Source organism: Vibrio bathopelagicus (genome assembly GCF_014879975.1).
Taxonomy (GTDB): Bacteria; Pseudomonadota; Gammaproteobacteria; order Enterobacterales; family Vibrionaceae; genus Vibrio; species Vibrio bathopelagicus.
Genome location: NZ_CP062500.1, coordinates 441,540 through 462,256 on the forward strand (window position 1 = coordinate 441,540; position 20,717 = coordinate 462,256).

Sequence of the window (20,717 nt, forward strand, 5' to 3'; positions counted from 1 at the left end):
TGAATGAAAATTTTATATGGCGTACAAGGCACTGGAAATGGTCACATCGCTCGTGCGAGAGCAATGGCTGTTGCTTTTCGCCAACATAATATTGATGTCGACTTCCTGTTTTCTGGGCGGGATGAGAATAAATACTTTTCTATGGAAGAATTTGGTAACTATCAAACTCGTCATGGACTCACCTTTTACAGTGAGCAAGGTAAGGTTAAATACTCCAAGACCGTCATCAAAAATAGTATGTGGCGATTCCTTAAGGAAATGAAGCAGATCGATCTTACACCTTATGATTTGGTATTGAATGACTTCGAACCGCTAACCGCTTGGGCTGCGAAAAGACAAGGTGTCCCGTGTATTGGGATAAGCCACCAAAATGCGTTCCGTTATGATGTGCCTAAAGAAGGAGGTAACTGGATTGAACATTCTGTTATTCAGCATTTTGCGCCAACAGAGCATGCTATTGGTTTGCATTGGTACCACTTTGAACAGCCAATATTGCCACCAATCGTTCACACGCTCACGGGTGATCAGAAAACCAAAGCGCTGCAAGATTTCACTTTGGTCTACTTACCGTTTGAAGATCTAGAGGCGATTTCAGAGCTTCTGATGAAGTTCATTTCTCACAATTTTGTCTGCTATCACCCAAATGTGATTGAGCAAAGCCGAGTTGAAAATATTGAGTTCAAACCACTCAGTCATGCCGGCTTCCAATTCGATCTTAACCAGTGCTCAGGAGTGGTGGCTAATGGTGGTTTTGAATTGCCATCTGAAGCATTAACCTTGGGTAAGAAGTTACTCCTTAAACCGCTTGAAGGACAGTTTGAACAGCAAAGTAATGTCGCCACGCTTGAGGCATTAGGGCTGGCCCAAACCATGAGCTTTTTGGATGCGGCGACGTTGCGTGAGTGGCTCAACGAAAAACAGGCTGAGGTGGTCACTTATCCAGACGTCGCCAGTGCGATTGCAGAGTGGGTATTAGCAGGGAATTGGTCGAATCAGGAAGACCTAAGAAAGCAGCTTTGGGACAAGGTTGATTTCCCAAGTTATGCATCGCTCACCTAACTCATAAGTACTATTTCTGAATCAACTGGCTAAACAATTCACGGGTTCAATAAATTGTAACAAATGTAACCAAACGATAGAACAGCTAAATAAGTCGAAATGAAACTCATAAGTGCAGCATTTTATGTTTTTTTATAACTCTATAAATAATTGATTTTTAGATGTTATTTAATCATTAAGGTAAAATAAAATTATTCTTTATCAATCTTGTTGGTAGCGTGCGAAGTATTGGTTAATAGTAGTGGTAATCCGAAAAACATCGGTCTGATAAATATAAGAATTAGTGGTTATCTATTCCCATACCATTACCAATTTAACGCTGTCGAACCGACAAGAGGCAACTTGAATGTTAGAGAAAAAAGACGCAATGAGTGCAATTGCAAGCTACAGAATGGAAAGCACACTTCGTGGAGTAGACTTAAACCTTTTGACTGTATTTGATGCAGTAATGCAAGAGCAAAACATTACGCGTGCAGCTCACAATCTGGGTATGTCTCAGCCAGCGGTAAGTAACGCAGTTGCTCGCTTAAAAGTGATGTTTAATGACGAATTGTTCATGCGTCAAGGTCGTGGTATTCAGCCGACTCAACGTGCTCGTCAATTGTTTGGTCCAATCCGCCAAGCTCTACAATTAGTACGCAACGAACTACCAAGTTCTGTGTTCTCTCCTGAGTCTTCTTCTCGCCTGTTTAAGCTTGCGATTTGCAGCCCATGTGACATGCGTTTTGCTCCTAAGATCATGTCGACAATCAACGACCAAGCACCGAGTGTAAAACTGCACATGGACGCTGAGTTTGATCGTCAACTTTCTGAGCGTATGCGCTACCAAGAAATCGACTTCGTGATTGATTACGCTCGCTTTGATGAGCAAGGCTTCTCAAGCACTGAGATTTTCCAAGACGAGTTGGTTGTGGTTGCTTCTGCTTCTCACCCACGCATCAATGGTGAAGTGTCAGCCGCTGAGCTGCTTAACGAAAAGCACGCAAAACTGTCTCGCATCCATGGTCAACGTAGCTTCTCTGAGCAAGCGTACCGTGACCTAGATTGCACGCCTTTCTACGAAGGTACGAGCTTAAGCAACGTACTTTACGTTGTTGGTCAATCTGAGCTTGTGACGATTGCACCTCGTTGGATGGTTGAGCATGCAGCGAACAAAGATCAGCTTCAGATTCTAGATTTCCCATTCGATAATGCGGCAATTTCTGGCTTCCTAAGCTGGCACGAATCAAGTGAAAAGGATAAAGGACACATTTGGTTACGAGATCAATTAATGATGATCTGTGGCGAAGTTGTAGCGCTTAACTAAGCACTAATCCCTATGATTTGTAAGCCCTAAGCTGGGACTCTGGCTTGGGGCTTTTTTGTACCTGCTATTTTTGTTGATAGAAAACTTAGCGTGAGACGTACTATTACTTATAACTTTGAGCTTCATCAGTTGCCTTTTCCATGATCAGAGGTACACTTGTGCGCTCAAAAAAGCTTACAGGTGTAAGCCAAAGGTAAAGAGATGGCCAATTTAGATTTTCATATCGTAAAAAGACTTCGTGACCAGATTGCCCAAGGTGGCAGCCGTACAGCTTTGAAGCACAAAGTAGACAATGTATGGCAAGGTATTAGCTGGGAACAATTTGGACAGCAAATCGATACGCTTTCATTAGCGTTGTTGGCTCAAGGATTGAGAGTTCAAGATAAGATCGGTATCTATTCCAATAATATGCCTCAGTGGACTGTAGCAGATTTTGCATCCCTACAAGCTCGTCTTGTGACAGTGCCGATTTATCCAACGAACACCGCTGCACAGTCTTCTTACATTATCCAGAATGCGGATGTGAAGATCTTATTTGTTGGTGAGCAAGCTCAATTTGATGCGGCGGTTAGCCTTTTTGAAGAGTGCGAACAGCTAGAAGTTGTTGTGGCGATGTCTGCTGACATCGATACTCAAGAGCACAGTTTTGCTGTGTCTTGGCAAGATTTTATGGCTCGCGGGGCTGAAGCTCAACAAGTTGAACTTGACGCTCGTCTCGCAGCAGCAAGCATGGATGATCTACTCACCCTCATCTATACCTCTGGTACTACAGGCCAGCCGAAAGGCGTAATGCTTGATTACACCAATATTGGCTATCAATTAGAAGGCCACGATGAGCGTCTTAGCTTAACTAAAGATGATGTCTCACTGTGTTTCTTACCTTTATCACATGTATTTGAGCGCGCTTGGACTTTCTATGTCCTTTATAAAGGTGCAACCAACTGCTATCTGCAAGACACTATGCAAGTTCGCGACGCGTTGAGCGATGTTAAGCCTACGGTTATGTCTGCGGTTCCTCGCTTTTACGAGAAGATCTTCTCAGCGATTCACGAGAAGGTATCTAAAGCCCCGTTTATCCGTAAAGTGCTCTTTACTTGGGCTGTGAACATGGGGGCGAAGCTCTCTGTTTGTCACCAAGAAGGTCGTACACCATCGTTAATGCTGAAGAAGAGCCATGCGCTAGCCGATAAGCTTGTGCTCTCTAAACTACGTGCATTATTAGGCGGTAACATTAACTTCATGCCATGTGGTGGCGCGAAGCTGGATGAAACCATAGGTCGCTTCTTCCATGCTATCGGTATCAATGTGAAACTTGGCTACGGCATGACGGAAACAACGGCGACAGTATCATGCTGGGATGATCGTTGTTTTAACCCTGATTCAATTGGTATGTCGATGCCAGGCGCAGAAGTGAAAATTGGTGCGAAGAACGAGATTCTTGTTCGTGGCCCAATGGTAATGCGCGGTTACTACAAGATGCCAGAAGAGACAGCGAAGACTTTTGATGAGCACGGCTTTCTGAAAACCGGCGATGCGGGTCACTTTGATGAAAATGGAAACCTGTTCATTACCGACCGTATTAAAGAGTTGATGAAAACCTCTGGCGGCAAATACATTGCACCGCAAGTGGTGGAAGGCGCGATTGGTAAAGATCACTTTATCGAGCAGATTGCTGTTATCGCTGATACGCGTAAATTCGTTTCTGCACTGATTGTTCCTTGTTATGACTCGCTAGAAGAGTACGCCAAAGAACTTAACATCAAGTATCACGATCGTGTTGAGCTTATTAAGCATCACCAAATTGTCGAGATGCTAGAGAAGCGCGTGAATGACCTACAACAAGAGCTAGCAAAGTTTGAGCAAGTGAAGAAATTCAAGCTGTTACCAAAAGCGTTCTCTATGGATGATGGCGAGCTGACACCAACTCAGAAATTGCGTCGTAAGGTTATCAACGATAAGTATCAAGACGAAATCGAAGAAATGTACACTGAAAAGCCGAAAGATAAGTAGTTTTCCACTTAGATAAATTTTCAGTTGTTTAAAAATCCCCCTACGAATGCGATTGCATTTTTAGGGGGATTTTTTATGCCTACTGACACAGCACAATGTGCGAAAGCGCACACCAATAAGGGCGTAATTAATCGATTATCTGCAATTCATTTGAATATTAAGCTCTTTTTTTTAGGTGTTAATTGGTTTTTAACTCTAAATATTAGGTTTGGGTTGGGTTTTACTTGATGCTTTCAGCTAATAGTTGGTTTTTTGAAATGATTGTTGGATAACAGGTGTTAGACCAGATGATAATAAAGCGTTAAAGTTGTTTCGTATTACTGTTTGTTGTTATCACGACAGACAGCCATAGCCGAAAAAGTGGAAGTATTTCGAATTAGGCTACGAATAAGCCCTAGACTATGTAAAACCAGCCCAACATGTTCACCAAATGTGATTGGAAACTGGTGAGGAGAGCAATATGACAACGAAACCTGAAACAGCAATGTTATCCGGCGCTGAGATGGTGGTGCAGTCTCTAATTGAAGAGGGTGTAGAACAAATCTTTGGTTACCCAGGTGGTTCTGTACTTGATATCTATGATGCCCTGCATGCTAAAACTGCTGAAATTAAACACGTATTAGTACGACACGAACAAGCCGCTACCCATATGGCAGATGGCTATACTCGTTCGACCGGTAAACCGGGTGTGGTACTTGTATGTTCTGGTCCGGGCGCGACCAATACCGTAACGGGTATTGCTACGGCGTACATGGACTCAATTCCAATGATTGTTATTTCTGGTAACGTACCAAATAGCTTGATTGGTAACGACGCCTTCCAAGAGTGTGACATCGTGGGTGTATCCCGTCCGATCGTTAAACACAGCTTCCTCGTTAAGAAAGCGGAAGATATCCCAGACGTTGTTAAAAAAGCATTCTATATTTCAACGACAGGACGTCCCGGTCCTGTGGTTATCGATCTGCCTAAAGATATTCTAAACCCACAAATCAAACTTCCTTATGAATACCCTGAAACAATAAAAATGCGTTCGTATAATCCAACGCTTACTGGGCATAAAGGACAGATCAAGAAGGCATTAAAGGCACTTCTTGAAGCGAAAAAACCAGTGCTTTACGTCGGTGGTGGTGCGGTTATTTCTGAGGCAGATAAGCCACTGTTAAAATTAGCAGAAGCACTGAATTTACCAGTCGTAAGCACCCTAATGGGGCTTGGGGCTTTCCCGGGTACTCATAAAAACTCTTTGGGTATGTTGGGTATGCATGGTTTGTATGAAGCCAATATGGCAATGCACAATGCTGACTTGATCTTTGGTATCGGCGTACGTTTCGATGACCGTACCACCAATAACTTAGACAAGTATTGCCCTGATGCGAAGATCATGCACATTGATATCGACCCATCTTCTATCTCTAAAAACGTAAAAGTGGATCTACCGATTGTAGGTTCAGCAGAGAAAGTACTAGAGAGCATGGTTAACCTGCTTGTTGAGCAAGGCGGAACCAATGACGCTCAAGCGATGGAAAGCTGGTGGAGCGAAATCAAGCAATGGCAAGAGCGTGATTGCTTAGCGTATGACAAATCTTCTGAGCGCATTAAGCCACAACAAGTTATTGAAACACTTCATAAAGTAACCAATGGCGATGCGTATGTTGCTTCGGATGTTGGACAGCACCAAATGTTTGCTGCGTTGTACTATCCGTTCGATAAGCCACGCCGTTGGATTAACTCTGGTGGCTTAGGCACGATGGGCTTTGGTCTACCTGCGGGTATGGGCGTTAAGTTTGCTAAGCCAGATGAAGAAGTGGTTGTTGTAACAGGTGATGGCAGTATTCAGATGAATATCCAAGAACTTTCGACAGCGCTTCAATACAATATTCCGGTTAAGATCATTAACCTGAACAACCGTTTCTTAGGAATGGTAAAGCAGTGGCAAGATATTGTTTATCAAGGTCGTCACTCTAACTCATATATGGACTCTGTTCCTGATTTCGCTGCGATTGCAGAGGCTTATGGCCACGTTGGTATGCGTATTTCATCTCCGGATGAACTGGAATCAGGCTTGGAAAAAGCACTAGCGATGAAAGACCGTTTGGTATTTGTCGACATCAGTGTGGATGACACCGAGCACGTATACCCAATGCAGATCAAAGGCGAGGGTATGGATAACATGTGGCTAAGCAAAACGGAGAGAACATAATATGAGACACATCCTTTCACTATTAATGGAGAACCAACCCGGCGCACTTTCTCGAGTGGTTGGTTTGTTTTCTCAGCGTGGCTACAACATCGAGTCTTTGAATGTATCTCCTACGGATGATCCAACGCTTTCTCGTCTGAATGTCACCACTAACTCGAGCGAAATGCAGCTTGAGCAGATCCAAAAACAGCTACACAAGTTAATCGACGTACTTAAGGTACAAGAAGTGTCTGAGCTTGAGCATATCGAGCGTGAACTTCTGATGGTAAAAGTACGCGCTAGTGGCTTTGCTCGTGCAGAAGTAAAACGCACCGCGGATATTTTCCGTGGTCAGATCGTTGATGTAACGGCTTCGCAATACACAGTGCAAATGGCCGGTACTAGCGAGAAGCTTGATGCTTTCATTCAGGCATTATCTGAAGTAACGGAAGTCCTTGAAGTAGCTCGAAGTGGTGTCGTTGGCATTGCTCGCGGTGAGCGCGCACTGAAAGCGTAAGCGCTCGTTATTGGAAAAACAGTTTTGAAGCCGCTTTTTTAAGCGGCTTTTATTTTGTTCATTATTTAGAGTGCTATAATCCCGCGCTGCATTCCATTCACCTGAGTTAGCGATGAGAAATAAAAAATCAATAATTACATTGCTGATTATCTCTGTCGCACTGTCTTCTGCTGTAGGTCTCTATTACCTACAACGCTATCAAGAAGTGAAACAGCAGAGCTTCGACTACTCGGCTAAACAAGCCGTCCATCAGTTAGTGTATGCCAAACGAGATTATGATCTTCTTAAGACCCAATTAGTTTCCATGATGGGGCTGTTAAGTCACAGTCAAAGCTTGGTTGATTTTGCTTCTTCTCCATCTGACCAAACCAAAGATTTACTTGAAGAGGTTTGGCAGTCTGTCCTCGTGAACCAGAAATGGTATACGCAGATCCACCTGTTAGATATCACGGGTAAAGAGCTGGTTCGCGTAAATTATTCCGCTGAAACAGGCCATATAACGCTACCTCAAGAGCTTCAAGATAAGTCTGACTCTAACTACTTTCAATACGCTCAAAAACTAGAAGCCGAACAGATTGGCGGCTGGGGTATTGAGCTAGAAACAGAGCATGGTGAAGCCCTCTTTCCTTATATGCCGGTAATCCGTGTCTTTACCCCAGTAGAAACCCCTGATAAAAGAGTGGGCTACCTTGTCATCAATCTCGATGTATGGGGCTTATCGTCGCGTCTTAGTTTTTCTCCTGATAACGATCTTAGGGCAGAAGTTCTCAATGAAGCGGGCTACTTCATCGCGAGTAACAACAGCGGTAAGTTATTCGGTGACTCTATTCCTGAAAGAAAGGGTTACAATCTGGAAAATATCGCGCCGAAAGCTTGGGAAGCGATCTCCAATGACAGGGTGGGATACGTTTTTGAGGATGGTAATTTGTTTGCGTTTAACACGGTTATGCTAGCGAACAATCAAAAGGTTCATCTGCTCATTCAACTTAATGAAAAACAGCTTCTTGATCGTGCCGAACGCGATCTCAATGATCTTGCCCATGAAGAGATCATCGTGCTCTTTATTGTTTTACTCTTTGCTTTTCCGTTCGCTTACCTCGTGACTCACTATCGACGACGCAGCTTGGAAAGTAAGTTGGCGCGAGCGGCATTGAATGGCATGTCGGCGGTGATGATCTCTGACAAGCAACATCGTGTCATGATGATCAATAACGAATTTGAAAACATAACGGGCTACAGTAAAAAACAAGTCATTGGACATAATGCCTTACAGCTTCTTCTGGAAAATACCGAGCAAGCACTGTCTAGTGATTCAATCTGGCAACACTTAGAGCAAGAAGAAGTCTGGGAAGGTGAAGTGTTGTGTAAGAACAAACTTCGTATCCCTTTTACTGCAATCATGCGAGTTCATGCGGTCAAAAACAGTTCGGGTAAAGTCAGCTATTATATTACGTCACTGGTCGATATTTCGGTGAGAAAAGAGCTCGAAGTTCGTTTACGTGTTTTAAGCGAGCGAGACTCTTTGAGTAATCTCTGGAACCGTCGCAAGTTTGAAGAACAGCTTGCTTACTATTCTCGTTTGGTTGAGCGTTACCCTAACGAAGCGACGACTTGCTTGGCCTTGGTCGATATTGATAACTTCAAGCGAATCAATGACGAGCTTGGCCATGATGAAGGCGATCGTGTAATTGCTGGTGTGGCTAAGCTTTTGCAAGACAGCCTTCGCAGTACTGACTTTGTTGCTCGTGTTGGGGGAGAGGAGTTCGCATTGTTGATGCCACACACCTCTTTGTCTGAAGCGAAGCGCGTATTGGATCGCTTAAGAATAGAGATAGAGCTTGCTGCGGGGACGAAAGTGACAGTCAGCGTCGGCTTTACGGATTTAACCAGTAACAGTACTCGTTCGTACAAATGTGCCGATGTTGGGCTTTACGAATCTAAATCATCAGGTCGTAATACTGTGTCTCTGTGCCCCAGCCATACTGATGTTGCTTAATTCTCAGTATTCAATTGTGTTTTGAATACGCATGAAACCTTCATTATTCCTCTCCACTTGTCTCTATTGAATTATCAATTTACCTGCTATCAATATTGAACAATCCTGCAAATATCACTTTGGAAAGATCCGTGTCACAAATATTAACTAGTTAGACTAAAGTCTAATGTTGGTGATAATTTGAGCTAAACTGAACAATAGGCAAATCGCTGTACTTCAGATTTCATCGTATTAAACGGTGTAATAATTAGAGTGTTTACCAGAAGTGAAAGGATGACACCGTTAACTTAATTCAGCTGATTAACTCGCTTTATCAACCCGTTGAAGGGCAGTAGTAGAATTAGGTTAGCTGGAGCAAGCATTTGGGGATCATACTGTCGAGTGAGAAGAGGCGTAGTATGTTTGTCGATTTTTTAGTGAGGTTAACCATTGGTACATTAGTTATTCTTGGCTTTCAGCTTAGTGCATTGTACTTTTTACCTATGGTTGTGCTGCTCAATACTCACCATAAAGAGTTTTTTGGGTGGTAGTTCAGTCGTGATACTGGAAATAAAAAACGGAGCCATTGGGCTCCGTTTTTATATGGTTAGAATCTGTTTTGGCTTTATGCCGCTTCGATAACTTCTTCAATTCGTTTCATTGAGCTTAACAGGTGTTGATCCAGTAGCTCTGTCGCTTGATCTACATTTTTAGCAAGTACTAGCTTCATGATCATTTCGTGTTCATCGATATTGAACAGATCGTCTGTCACCGTTTTAGCCGACAGGACTAGGAAACGATAACGCTTAACTTGGTTGATCAAGTCATCAAAGAACTTAAACATGTTCTCTGAATCCGCTCCTTCAAGAAGTGATACATGGAATTGTTGGTGACGTTCTTCCCACTCAGCGCAGTCAAACTCTTCTGCCACATATTGGATTCGAGACAGTTTATGGTAAGACGTCAGTACTTCTAATTCCCAGCTCTCATCGCCTGATGAAATGGCTTTTTTAAGCAAAACTGAAGAGACAACACGAAGGCTTTCGTATAAATCGTTAAGCTCTTTCTTTGATACTGGAGATACCCAGCAGCCTTTTTGTGGCTCTAGTTTTACGTACTTGCTCCAAGACAATTGTACCAAAGCTTCACGAATTGGTGATGCGCCTACGTTGTATCTACTTTTTAGATCAGCAACAACGAGTTTTTGGCCAGGGAGCAATTCACCATTCAGGATATCTTGGCGAATCATTTTCGATACTTTATCAGTGAGAGTAGGACTAGACATTACAAACCTCATGTATATATTTGATTTCTAGTCTGCTAATCCGTCTCTTAGAAAGAGTCAATTGGAAGTTAACAGTACGTAGTTCTATTATGTCTTGATAATACAGCGTACTGAAAAGTTAGGCAAGATATTGTTTCATAAAAAAAGAGGGCCGAAGCCCTCTTTTATATTTTATTGCGTTGCTGTTCTCGATTATAGAACGTGAACAGACGCCGTGTTTGTAGTACCAGAAGCTACTAGAGCACCAGAAACCATAACTACGATGTCGCCTTTATTACCTAGACCAGATTGTAGAGCGATTTCTTTACCGTTGATGTAGAAAGCGTCTGTGTTCTCGATAGAGTCAACAAGAACTGGCTTAACACCTTTAGTAAGAACTAGCTGTGCAGCAGTCTTTTCGTTAGTTGTTAGAGCAAGGATGTTTGCTGTTGGGAAGTACTTACGTACTGAACGTGCAGACTTACCGCCTTCAGTTGCAACAACGATTAGAGGAGCAGCTAGCTTCTCTGCTGTGTCTACCGCGCCTTTACATACTGCTTCAGTGATACGTAGACGTGGGCTGTCTAGACGAGAACCTAGCTCAGCTTTAAGAGCTGAATCAGTGCGGTTCGCGATTTGAGCCATGATAGTAACCGCTTCAACTGGGTACTTACCTTTAGCAGTTTCACCAGAAAGCATTACTGCATCAGTACCATCCATGATTGCGTTCGCAACGTCACCCGCTTCTGCGCGAGTTGGACGTGGGTTGCTGATCATAGAGTCAAGCATTTGAGTTGCAGTGATAACCATCTTACGTGCACGGTTACATTTCTCGATCATCATTTTCTGAGCGAAGATTACTTCTTCAGCTGGGATTTCAACACCTAGGTCACCACGAGCAACCATGATGCCGTCAGAAGCTTCAAGGATTGAATCGAAGTTATCTACACCTTCTTGGTTTTCAATCTTAGAAATGATGTGGATGTTTTCGCCGCCGTTAGCGTTTAGAAGCTCACGGATTTCTTTAACATCGTCTTCTTTACGGATGAAAGAAGCAGCTACGAAATCTACACCTTGCTCACAACCAAACTTAAGGTCAGCTTTGTCTTTTTCAGAAAGAGCTGGAAGTTGAACAGAAACGCCAGGAAGGTTAACACCTTTGTTTTCGCCTAGAGCGCCGTTGTTAAGAACTTTACATTTAACTTCAGTTTCTGTTGTTGCGATAACTTCCATTTCGATTAGGCCGTCATCAACAAGGATAGTGTTACCAGCTGTTAGGTCTTTAGCGAAACCTAGGTAAGTTACTGCTACTACGTCTTTGTTACCAACAACTGTTGCGTCAGTTGTGAAAGTGAACTCTTGACCAGCTACTAGATCTACGTCGTTACCATCTTCAAGTTTGATAGTACGGATTTCAGGACCTTTAGTATCTAGAAGGATAGCAAGTTGCTCACCTTTGTTTTCCATTACTTTACGGAAGTTCGCGATACGAGTGCCGTGCTCTGCGAAATCACCGTGAGAGAAGTTAAGACGCATAACGTTCATGCCAGCATCTACTAGTTCAGTTAGCTTCTCTACAGATTCAGTTTTAGGGCCAATCGTACATACGATTTTGGTCTTTTTCATGGAAGGTACTCTCCGGTAAGTATTGTTACAATTTGAAATTTATTTAAGTTCTGAAGATTGGTCCGCTACATCAACATTTTGTGCCTGTTGTGTAAAAACGCGGGACTTCCAATATGTCCTTCAGAGTTGTAAGTCTTTCATCAATTTTAGTCATTTTATGACCAAAAGATTTTGATTCAATATCGGTTTTATGTGACTTACCCCACTATATAGGCGGTAAGTTGCAAAAAAATAACAGTCAGTTTTGTAATTTTTTTTCTTTTCGGGTGCGGATTCTACCACCTAATGAGTTCAATATCACTGCTTAACAATTGTCTTAGGACAAGGTTTTATCGCTATTTATTAATTTTTTGGATCAAAATAAATGGACTAAATAGTTTCGTTGTAACTATAATATGTTTCATATCGAAACTTAATGGCCTTTTCTAAATGTCGAAACGAAACACTCAGCTCAGAAGACATGCAATTTCTAATCTAGTGAATGAAAAGGGGGAGGTTAGTGTTGATGAATTATCCGCTAAGTTCGAAACCTCAGAGGTCACGATTAGAAAGGACTTGGCGTCTTTAGAGAAAAACGGTCAGCTTTTACGCCGTTATGGTGGTGCGATTTCATTACCGAAAGAGGTTGTGAACGAAGAACTGGGTCAAAAAGTTTCGACTCGAAAGATTTCATTAGCAAAAGCCGCTGCAGATTTGATTCGCGACCATAATCGCATTGTCATCGATAGTGGCAGCACTACTGGTGCCTTGATTCAGCAGCTTAATACTAAGCGTGGTTTGGTGGTTATGACCAACTCATTGCACGTAGCTAATGCGCTTAATGAGCTTGAAAGCGAACCAACGTTATTAATGACGGGGGGGACTTGGGATACCCATTCGGATTCTTTCCAAGGCAAAGTCGCGGAGTCAGTACTTCGGGCTTACGATTTTGACCAATTATTCATTGGAGCTGATGGTATCGACCTTGATAGAGGAACGACCACGTTCAATGAATTGATTGGCCTGAGCAAAGTTATGGCTGAAGTGTCACGAGAAGTGATCGTGATGGTTGAGTCTGAAAAAGTGGGACGAAAGATCCCTAATCTGGAATTAGCGTGGGAACACATCGATATTTTGATTACCGATACAGACTTGGACAAAGAATTCCAAGCAAGTATTGAATCACATGACGTTCGAGTGATCCTAACTGATCCGACTTAAACCTAATTTAAACTATTGTGCATTTAATTTCCTATAATTGATCTTAATGAAAGATATGGCCTTTGCTTGCTGCCAGTAGGAATAAACGAAATTGATGGAGTAAAACTATGTGTGGAATTGTTGGTGCAGTAGCACAACGTGATGTAGCCGAAATCTTAGTAGAAGGTCTTCGCCGCTTAGAATACCGAGGCTACGATTCTGCGGGTGTCGCTGTAGTCGATACTGAATCTAACCTAACTCGTGTACGCCGCCTTGGTAAAGTACAAGAGCTAGCAGACGCTGTCGATCAGCAGCATGTAATTGGCGGTACTGGTATCGCTCATACACGTTGGGCAACGCACGGTGAGCCGTCTGAAGCGAATGCACACCCACATATGTCTGGTGATATTGCTGTTGTACACAATGGTATTATCGAAAACCACGAAGCACTGCGTGCTCTTCTTCAAGAGCGTGGTTACGTGTTTACTTCACAAACGGATACTGAAGTTATCGCTCACTTAGTGGAATGGGAACTTCGTACTTCTGATTCATTGGTTGAAGCGCTTCAAAAGACAGCGAAACAATTAGACGGTGCATACGGCACGGTGGCAGTTGATCGTAAAGATCCTAGTCGTATTGTAGTCGCTCGTTCAGGTAGCCCGATCGTTATTGGTTTTGGTGTTGGTGAAAACTTCCTAGCATCTGACCAACTTGCACTATTAAGCGTAACTCGCCGCTTCATGTACCTAGAAGAGGGTGATGTTGCTGAAGTTACTCGTCGTGATGTAACGGTATTTGATGTGGCGGGCGAGCGTGTTGAACGTGACATCGTTGAATCAAACGCAGAGCACGATGCAGGTGATAAAGGTCAATACCGTCATTTCATGCAAAAAGAGATCTTTGAGCAGCCAACAGCATTAATCAACACGATGGAAGGTCGTATCTCAGATACTTCTGTAATTACTAATGCAATCGGTGTTAAAGCTGAAGAGATCCTAAGCAAAGTAGAACACGTGCAGATCATCGCATGTGGTACGTCTTACAACTCAGGCATGGCAGCTCGTTACTGGTTTGAGTCTCTAGCAGGCGTAAGCTGTGATGTAGAGATTGCTTCTGAATTCCGTTACCGTGATTTCGTTGTTCGCCCGAACAGCCTATTGGTGACTCTGTCTCAGTCTGGTGAAACGGCGGATACGCTTGCTGCACTTCGTCTTGCAAAAGAAAAGGGTTACATGTCAGCAATGACTATCTGTAACGTTGCAGGCTCTTCGCTAGTTCGTGAATCTGATTTTGCCTTCATGACACGCGCAGGAACTGAAATCGGTGTTGCTTCAACTAAAGCCTTCACAACACAGCTAGCGGCTATGCTGATGATGGTAACTTCAATTGGTCGTCTACAAGGTCGTATCAATGAAGAGAAAGAAGCTGAAATCGTTCAAGCACTACATCAACTGCCTTCTGATATTGAGAAAGCACTCGCATTTGATAAAGAGATTGAAGCGCTAGCACCTGATTTTGCAGATAAGCACCACACATTGTTCCTAGGTCGTGGTGAGTTCTATCCAATTGCAATGGAAGCGTCTCTGAAACTGAAAGAGATCTCTTACATTCACGCAGAAGCATACGCGGCTGGTGAGCTTAAGCACGGTCCTTTGGCTCTTATCGATGCAGATATGCCTGTAGTTGTTATTGCACCAAGTAACGACTTGTTAGAGAAGCTGAAATCAAACGTTGAAGAAGTGCGTGCTCGTGGTGGTCTACTTTACGTATTCGCTGATGAAGATGCAGGCTTTGAAAGCGATGAGAACATGAAGATCATCAAGATGCCTCACGTAAGTGAAGTAACAGCACCTATCTACTACACAGTACCGATGCAGCTGTTGTCTTACCACGTAGCGCTAATCAAAGGTACTGACGTTGACCAACCTCGTAACCTAGCGAAAGCGGTAACGGTTGAGTAATCGTTAGCTTGTCTAATAGAAATAGATAGTTATAGCAGAACATAGATAATAGAAAGCCCATCTAGAGATGGGCTTTTTTGTGTCTGTTAGTTAACGATCAGCACTAGATCTAGCTTTACTGTCATTAAGTATTAAGAGCTTGTTCTAGGTCAGCAAAGATATCGTCAATGTGTTCAATACCTACCGAGAGGCGAATCATTCCTGGTGATACACCCGCTTGTTTTTGTTCCGCTTCGCTCAATTGGCGGTGTGTTGTCGAGGCTGGGTGACAAGCTAGAGACTTGGCATCGCCGATGTTCACCAAGCGCTTGAATATTTGTAGCGCATCATAGAAACGGATACCCGCTTCATAACCATCTTTCAAGCCAAAAGATAAAATGGCAGACGGCTTACCTTGCATGTATTTCTCAGCCAGCGGATAGAACTCAGACGTTGGTAAACCAGCGTAGCTCACCCAACTCACTTTCTCATGTTGCTGAAGGTACTCCGCTACTTTCAGTGCATTCTCTGTGTGTCGCTCCATGCGTAACGACAACGTCTCTAAGCCTTGCATTAGCATGAAAGCATTCATGGGTGATAGTGCTGCGCCTGTATTACGCAGTGGAACTGTTCGAGCGCGGCCAATAAACGCGGCTTCTCCGAAGGCTTCGGTATAAACCACACCGTGGTAAGAAGGCTCTGGCTGATTAAATACTGGGAATCGATCTTTGTGCTCTGCCCATGGGAATTTGCCTGAATCGACAATCACGCCACCCAATGTTGTTCCGTGACCACCAACGTATTTTGTTAGCGAGTGCACCACAATATCGGCACCAAAATCGATAGGCTTACACAGTACTGGAGTCGCTACTGTGTTATCAACAATCACTGGCACACCCTGCGCGTGAGCAAGCGCTGCCACACGTTCTAAGTCGATGATATTACCTGCTGGGTTACCAATACTCTCACAGTAAACCGCTTTGGTTTTTTCATCGATTAACGCAGCTAAGCTTTCTGGTTTGTCGTCTTTGGCAAAGCGTACCTCTATGCCTTGGTTTGGCAGCATGTGAGCAAACAGCGTGTAAGTTCCACCGTAAAGCTGAGGTGTTGAAACGATGTTGTCACCGATCTGTGCCAACGTCTGAATAGCGTAGTTGATCGCCGCACTGCCCGCACTCACGACTAAGCCTGCAACCCCACCTTCTAGGGCTGCCATGCGTTTTTCCAACACATCGTTGGTTGGGTTCATTATGCGAGTGTAGATATTGCCCGGCACCGCAAGGTTAAACAGGTCGGCGCCGTGTTGTGCATCATCGAATTCATAAGCAACGGTTTGGTAGATAGGAGTCGCAACCGATTTGGTCGTTGGATCGGTTTCGTAGCCGAAGTGAATCGAGAGTGTTTCGTCTTTCATGTGTCTTCCCTGAACTATTGAACGATTTATGTACGTTCATATTGCCGTCTTTTTTATAAAAGAAAAGTAAGCTTAGTCACAGAGAGTCAATTGGAATTGTGTGCGGGACGATTCATTATTTGTAGGAGATATAGCAGCGAGTTGTACCGTTCTAGAAAAGCAAAAAGCCAGAGCAGCGTGAACTGTTCTGGCTTTTCTAATTTGGTGGCCCCTCCCAGATTTGAACTGGGGACCGAACGATTATGAGTCGTGCGCTCTAACCACTGAGCTAAGGGGCCGTAGGGCATAGATTATAGGGGAACCATTCAGTGGTGTCTAGACACTATAAGGGGCAATTCCGCTTACATCTTAGCCACTTAAATCACGCAGGCACAAAAAAGGTGAGCCAACGCTCACCTTTTCTATTTTATGCTTAAAAGCTAACCACACTAAAGCGTGTAATTACTCGTCTAGGAAGCTACGCAGAGTTTCTGAGCGGCTTGGGTGACGAAGTTTACGCAGTGCTTTCGCTTCGATCTGACGGATACGCTCACGAGTAACGTCGAACTGTTTACCCACTTCTTCAAGAGTGTGGTCAGTGTTCATGTCGATACCGAAACGCATACGCAGTACTTTCGCTTCACGAGGAGTTAGACCTGCAAGAACGTCTTTAGTTGCACCGCGTAGGCTTGTCGCCGTTGCAGAGTCTAAAGGCAGCTCTAGAGTCGTATCCTCGATGAAATCACCTAGGTGCGAATCTTCGTCGTCACCGATTGGTGTCTCCATTGAGATTGGCTCTTTAGCGATTTTCAGTACTTTACGGATCTTGTCTTCAGGCATTTGCATGCGCTCAGCCAGTTCTTCCGGAAGTGGTTCACGACCCATCTCTTGTAGCATTTGACGAGAGATACGGTTTAGTTTGTTGATCGTTTCGATCATGTGAACCGGAATACGGATAGTACGAGCTTGGTCGGCAATCGAACGAGTGATTGCTTGACGGATCCACCAAGTAGCGTAAGTAGAGAATTTGTAACCACGACGGTATTCAAACTTATCTACCGCTTTCATCAGACCGATGTTACCTTCTTGGATTAGATCCAGGAATTGTAGACCACGGTTTGTGTACTTCTTAGCAATCGAGATTACTAGACGTAAGTTCGCTTCAACCATCTCTTTCTTCGCACGACGAGCTTTCGCTTCACCGATAGACATACGACGGCTGATATCTTTAATGCTTTGAACAGTAAGAGACGTCTCTTTCTCGATCATATCCAGTTTCTGGATTGAGCGACGGATGTCGTGCTCGTTACGTTTGATCTTTTCTGCGTATGGCTTGTCTGAAGCTAATACTTCGTCCAACCATGCTTCGCTAGATTCATTACCCGTAAATAGAGCAATGAAAGATTTCTTCGGCATTTTGCCGTACTCAACCGTTTGACGCATGATTAGGCGTTCTTGAGTACGTACTCGATCCATCGAAGTGCGCAGTTCGTTTACCAGGTAATCAAACTGTTTTGGCGTTAGACGGAACTCTTTGAATACGTCTTGCATCATTGTCGTTGCAAGTGTTGCTTTCGGGCTTTCGTGGCCGTATTCATTGATTGCTAGTTGACGGTTTTGGTAGCTAGTGCGAAGTGCTGTGAACTTCTCAAGAGCAAGCTCAGGATCAATACCTGTATCTTCCTCTTCTTCTTCCTCGTCGTCTTCTGCTTCTTCTTTGTCTTCGTCTTCTAGATCAGTTTTAGCGAGTTCTGAACCGATGTGAGTCGCCGTTGGCGCAGCTGTGCCATCGTCGTCTGGGTCAACAAAGCCATTGATTAGGTCTGTTAAGCGAATTTCTTCAGCTAGTACGCGGTCAAACTGTTCCAAGATGTATGGAATGGTACCAGGGTATTCAGCAACAGATAGTTGAACGGTATTGATACCATCTTCAATGCGCTTCGCAATGTCGATCTCGCCTTCACGAGTCAGTAGCTCAACCGTACCCATTTCACGCATGTACATGCGAACTGGGTCAGTAGTACGGCCAATCTCGCTTTCTACGCTTGAAAGCGCAGCAGCAGCAGCTTCAGCTGCATCTTCATCTATATTAGCATCGTCATCATTAAGAGCTAGATCATCAGCGTCAGGTGCAGTTTCTACTACCTTGATACCCATGTCGTTGATCATTTGAATGATGTCTTCTACCTGTTCAGAATCCACGATTTCTGCAGGTAGGTGGTCGTTTACTTCGGCGTAGGTCAGATAGCCTTGTTCCTTGCCTTTAATAACAAGTAATTTAAGCTGTGACTGCGGATTTTGATCCATAGATGATATCCAACTTCAGGTCTGGTGAAGGACGTTGCATTCTCAAATGCAAACCAATTATGTTAACAAATTTATTAAATGCTGACTAATCAAACAGGGTTACGCTTTTAGATCTAGCATTAAAGCTAGTAGCTCCCTTTTTTCTTCGGCTGATAAACCGACGCTTCTTGCTTTGGCCTGCAGGTTTTCAATTTGTTTTTCAACGCATTGGGCAAGTATATTGTCCAATGAGTCTAAAAATATGTCTTCTTGATTGTCTTCGTCGAGGGGGATTTCCCAGCTCGCGAGACGAGACAGAAGGGCCTCGTGTTTATTGTGTCGCCAATGCTCTAATAATTGGCCTGTGTTGATATGGGGATGCGCGTGGCATTTATCAAGTACTTCGACGAATAAACTTAGTCCAGGCAACTGTAAGCCTTTGACACTTGATAAATCCGGTACCATATCAGCATAGCTCGGATTTTGGATAAGCAAAGCGATAACTTCTCGCATTGGAGTGCGCTTCAGCTCTTTATGCGGTTGAGGTGTCGGGTTCTTAGTATGAACACGAGCTCGTCTCAGTTGGTTATCAAAACCAGTACGCTCATCCAATAATTTTTCGAGCAGTTCTTGGAAATAACTGTCAGGGATTTTGTTAATCAAGGCGCTTGCGTGTGCTCGCAGTGCCGACTTCCCTTCGGTTGTTCCCAAGTTCAACTTGTGTATCTCAATAAGATTGTCGAACAAGTAAGTAGAAAGCGGTGTCGCATTCTGTACCAGTTGTTCGAAGGCTTCTTGGCCATTCTCTCTTATATAGCTATCTGGGTCTTCGCCGTCGGGTAAAAACAGAAACTTGAGCGTGTTACCTGTTTTCAGGTATTCAAGCGCATTTTCGAGTGCGCGCCACGCCGCTTCTTTACCTGCTCGGTCACCATCGTAACAACAAACCACTGTGCTGGTTTGGCGGAACAACATTTGAACGTGGTCACCGGTTGTCGAGGTGCCCAGTGATGCCACTGAGTAATCAACACCATATTGCGCTAATGCCACGACATCCATGTAACCTTCAACCACAAGTATTTGCGGCGGTTCACGGTAGGCTTGAAGCACTTCATACAGGCCGTAAAGCTCTTTGCCTTTATGGAAGATAGGCGTTTCTGGTGAGTTCAGGTATTTGGGTGTGCCGTCTTCTAAGACACGACCACCAAAACCAATCACTCGACCGCGACGATCGCGAATCGGGAACATGACACGCCCACGGAATCGGTCGTATCGGTTGCCTTTATCGTTTTCTATCAACATGCCGCCAGTAACGAGCATGTCTTGGGCTTCTTTTTGTTGCCCAAAGTTCTTACGAACCAAGTCCCATTCATCAGCGACGTAGCCAATGCCAAACTTCTGTACGATTTCACCAGACAGTCCACGATTCTTTAGGTAATCAATCGCAGGTTTGTTGGCTGATATTTTCAGTTGAGAGCGGTAAAAATTACTGATGCCGCCCATCAAATCGTAGAGGTTACGTTTTTGTTCGCTGTTGGCTCTTGGTGCCGTGGATATTTCACCACTGCGCTGTTCTCTAGGAACATCAAGGCCTAAAAATGAGGCAAGTTCTTCAATCGCTTCAACAAAGTCGAGACGTTCGAACTCCATAATGAAGTCGATGGCATTGCCATGCACGCCACAACCAAAGCAGTGATAAAACTGTTTTTCTTGGCTTACGCTAAAAGAAGGGGTCTTCTCGTTGTGAAATGGACAACAAGCACCATAGTTTTTGCCTTTTTTCTTAAGTTTCACGCGTGCGTCCACAATATCGACAATGTCGAGACGCGCTAGGAGATCATCGATGAAACTACGCGGGATGTGTCCTGCCATAAAACCTTAGAAAAATGCACTAACTGAGAGTGTGGATAATAATAGTTTGAATAGGTTACAGATACAAACAAGCCGTGCGTTCCGAAGGATTGCACGGCTTGTTGCAATTTG

Annotated in this window: 13 protein-coding genes and 1 tRNA gene; 8 read left to right on the top strand and 6 right to left on the bottom strand. The window is 43.9% G+C overall.

What is annotated here, in order from left to right:
* Positions 1-3: 3 nt before the first annotated feature.
* From IHV80_RS02070 to IHV80_RS02095, 6 genes are all read left to right on the top strand, one after another.
* Positions 4-1,059 carry an MJ1255/VC2487 family glycosyltransferase gene (locus IHV80_RS02070; RefSeq protein ID WP_192889911.1) on the top strand — a complete coding sequence of 352 codons (1,056 nt, stop codon included), beginning with the start codon at positions 4-6 and terminating at the stop codon, positions 1,057-1,059.
* Positions 1,060-1,405: 346 nt separating this feature from the next.
* Positions 1,406-2,365: a transcriptional regulator LeuO gene (gene leuO, locus IHV80_RS02075; RefSeq protein ID WP_004735878.1), complete on the top strand. Its 960-nt coding sequence runs from the start codon at positions 1,406-1,408 to the stop codon at positions 2,363-2,365.
* A gap of 201 nt (positions 2,366-2,566) precedes the next feature.
* A complete protein-coding gene (locus tag IHV80_RS02080) occupies positions 2,567-4,375 on the top strand; it encodes an AMP-dependent synthetase/ligase (protein ID WP_192889912.1) in 1,809 nt (602 codons plus the stop codon).
* 460 nt (positions 4,376-4,835) lie between these two features.
* Positions 4,836-6,575 carry an acetolactate synthase 3 large subunit gene (locus IHV80_RS02085; protein WP_065105564.1) on the top strand — a complete coding sequence of 580 codons (1,740 nt, stop codon included), beginning with the start codon at positions 4,836-4,838 and terminating at the stop codon, positions 6,573-6,575.
* A 1-nt stretch (position 6,576) separates the two neighbouring features.
* Positions 6,577-7,071: an acetolactate synthase small subunit gene (gene ilvN / locus IHV80_RS02090; RefSeq protein WP_004735875.1), complete on the top strand. Its 495-nt coding sequence runs from the start codon at positions 6,577-6,579 to the stop codon at positions 7,069-7,071.
* A 112-nt stretch (positions 7,072-7,183) separates the two neighbouring features.
* The gene (locus tag IHV80_RS02095) at positions 7,184-9,067 is read left to right on the top strand and encodes a sensor domain-containing diguanylate cyclase (protein ID WP_192889913.1); all 1,884 of its coding nucleotides are present in this window, start codon (positions 7,184-7,186) and stop codon (positions 9,065-9,067) included.
* A 604-nt stretch (positions 9,068-9,671) separates the two neighbouring features.
* Here IHV80_RS02095 and IHV80_RS02100 read toward each other — a convergent pair.
* Both IHV80_RS02100 and pykF read right to left on the bottom strand, forming a co-directional pair.
* Positions 9,672-10,295, bottom strand: coding sequence for a GntR family transcriptional regulator (locus IHV80_RS02100; RefSeq protein WP_264158432.1), 624 nt, complete (start codon positions 10,293-10,295; stop codon positions 9,672-9,674).
* A gap of 228 nt (positions 10,296-10,523) precedes the next feature.
* Complete coding sequence (gene pykF, locus IHV80_RS02105) at positions 10,524-11,936, bottom strand: pyruvate kinase PykF (RefSeq protein ID WP_017104457.1); 1,413 nt, start codon at positions 11,934-11,936, stop codon at positions 10,524-10,526.
* Positions 11,937-12,365: 429 nt separating this feature from the next.
* Here pykF and IHV80_RS02110 point away from each other — a divergent pair, with 429 nt between their 5' ends.
* Together IHV80_RS02110 and glmS are read left to right on the top strand one after the other, a co-directional pair.
* Positions 12,366-13,136 carry a DeoR/GlpR family DNA-binding transcription regulator gene (locus IHV80_RS02110; protein WP_192889915.1) on the top strand — a complete coding sequence of 257 codons (771 nt, stop codon included), beginning with the start codon at positions 12,366-12,368 and terminating at the stop codon, positions 13,134-13,136.
* Between the two features lie 107 nt (positions 13,137-13,243).
* Positions 13,244-15,076 carry a glutamine--fructose-6-phosphate transaminase (isomerizing) gene (gene glmS, locus IHV80_RS02115; protein ID WP_192889916.1) on the top strand — a complete coding sequence of 611 codons (1,833 nt, stop codon included), beginning with the start codon at positions 13,244-13,246 and terminating at the stop codon, positions 15,074-15,076.
* Between the two features lie 124 nt (positions 15,077-15,200).
* On the opposite strand, the gene IHV80_RS02120 is transcribed toward glmS, so the two are convergent.
* The 4 genes from IHV80_RS02120 to dnaG all read right to left on the bottom strand — a co-directional run bounded on the left by IHV80_RS02120 (position 15,201) and on the right by dnaG (position 20,606).
* On the bottom strand, positions 15,201-16,469 hold the full coding sequence (locus IHV80_RS02120) for an O-acetylhomoserine aminocarboxypropyltransferase/cysteine synthase family protein (protein ID WP_192889917.1): 1,269 nt from the start codon (positions 16,467-16,469) through the stop codon (positions 15,201-15,203).
* A 202-nt stretch (positions 16,470-16,671) separates the two neighbouring features.
* Positions 16,672-16,747: transfer RNA gene (locus IHV80_RS02125), tRNA-Ile, on the bottom strand.
* 163 nt (positions 16,748-16,910) lie between these two features.
* On the bottom strand, positions 16,911-18,755 hold the full coding sequence (gene rpoD, locus IHV80_RS02130; protein ID WP_122053271.1) for an RNA polymerase sigma factor RpoD: 1,845 nt from the start codon (positions 18,753-18,755) through the stop codon (positions 16,911-16,913).
* 99 nt (positions 18,756-18,854) lie between these two features.
* Positions 18,855-20,606, bottom strand: a complete 1,752-nt coding sequence (gene dnaG, locus IHV80_RS02135) for a DNA primase (RefSeq protein WP_017102947.1) — start codon at positions 20,604-20,606, stop codon at positions 18,855-18,857.
* Positions 20,607-20,717 lie beyond the last annotated feature (111 nt).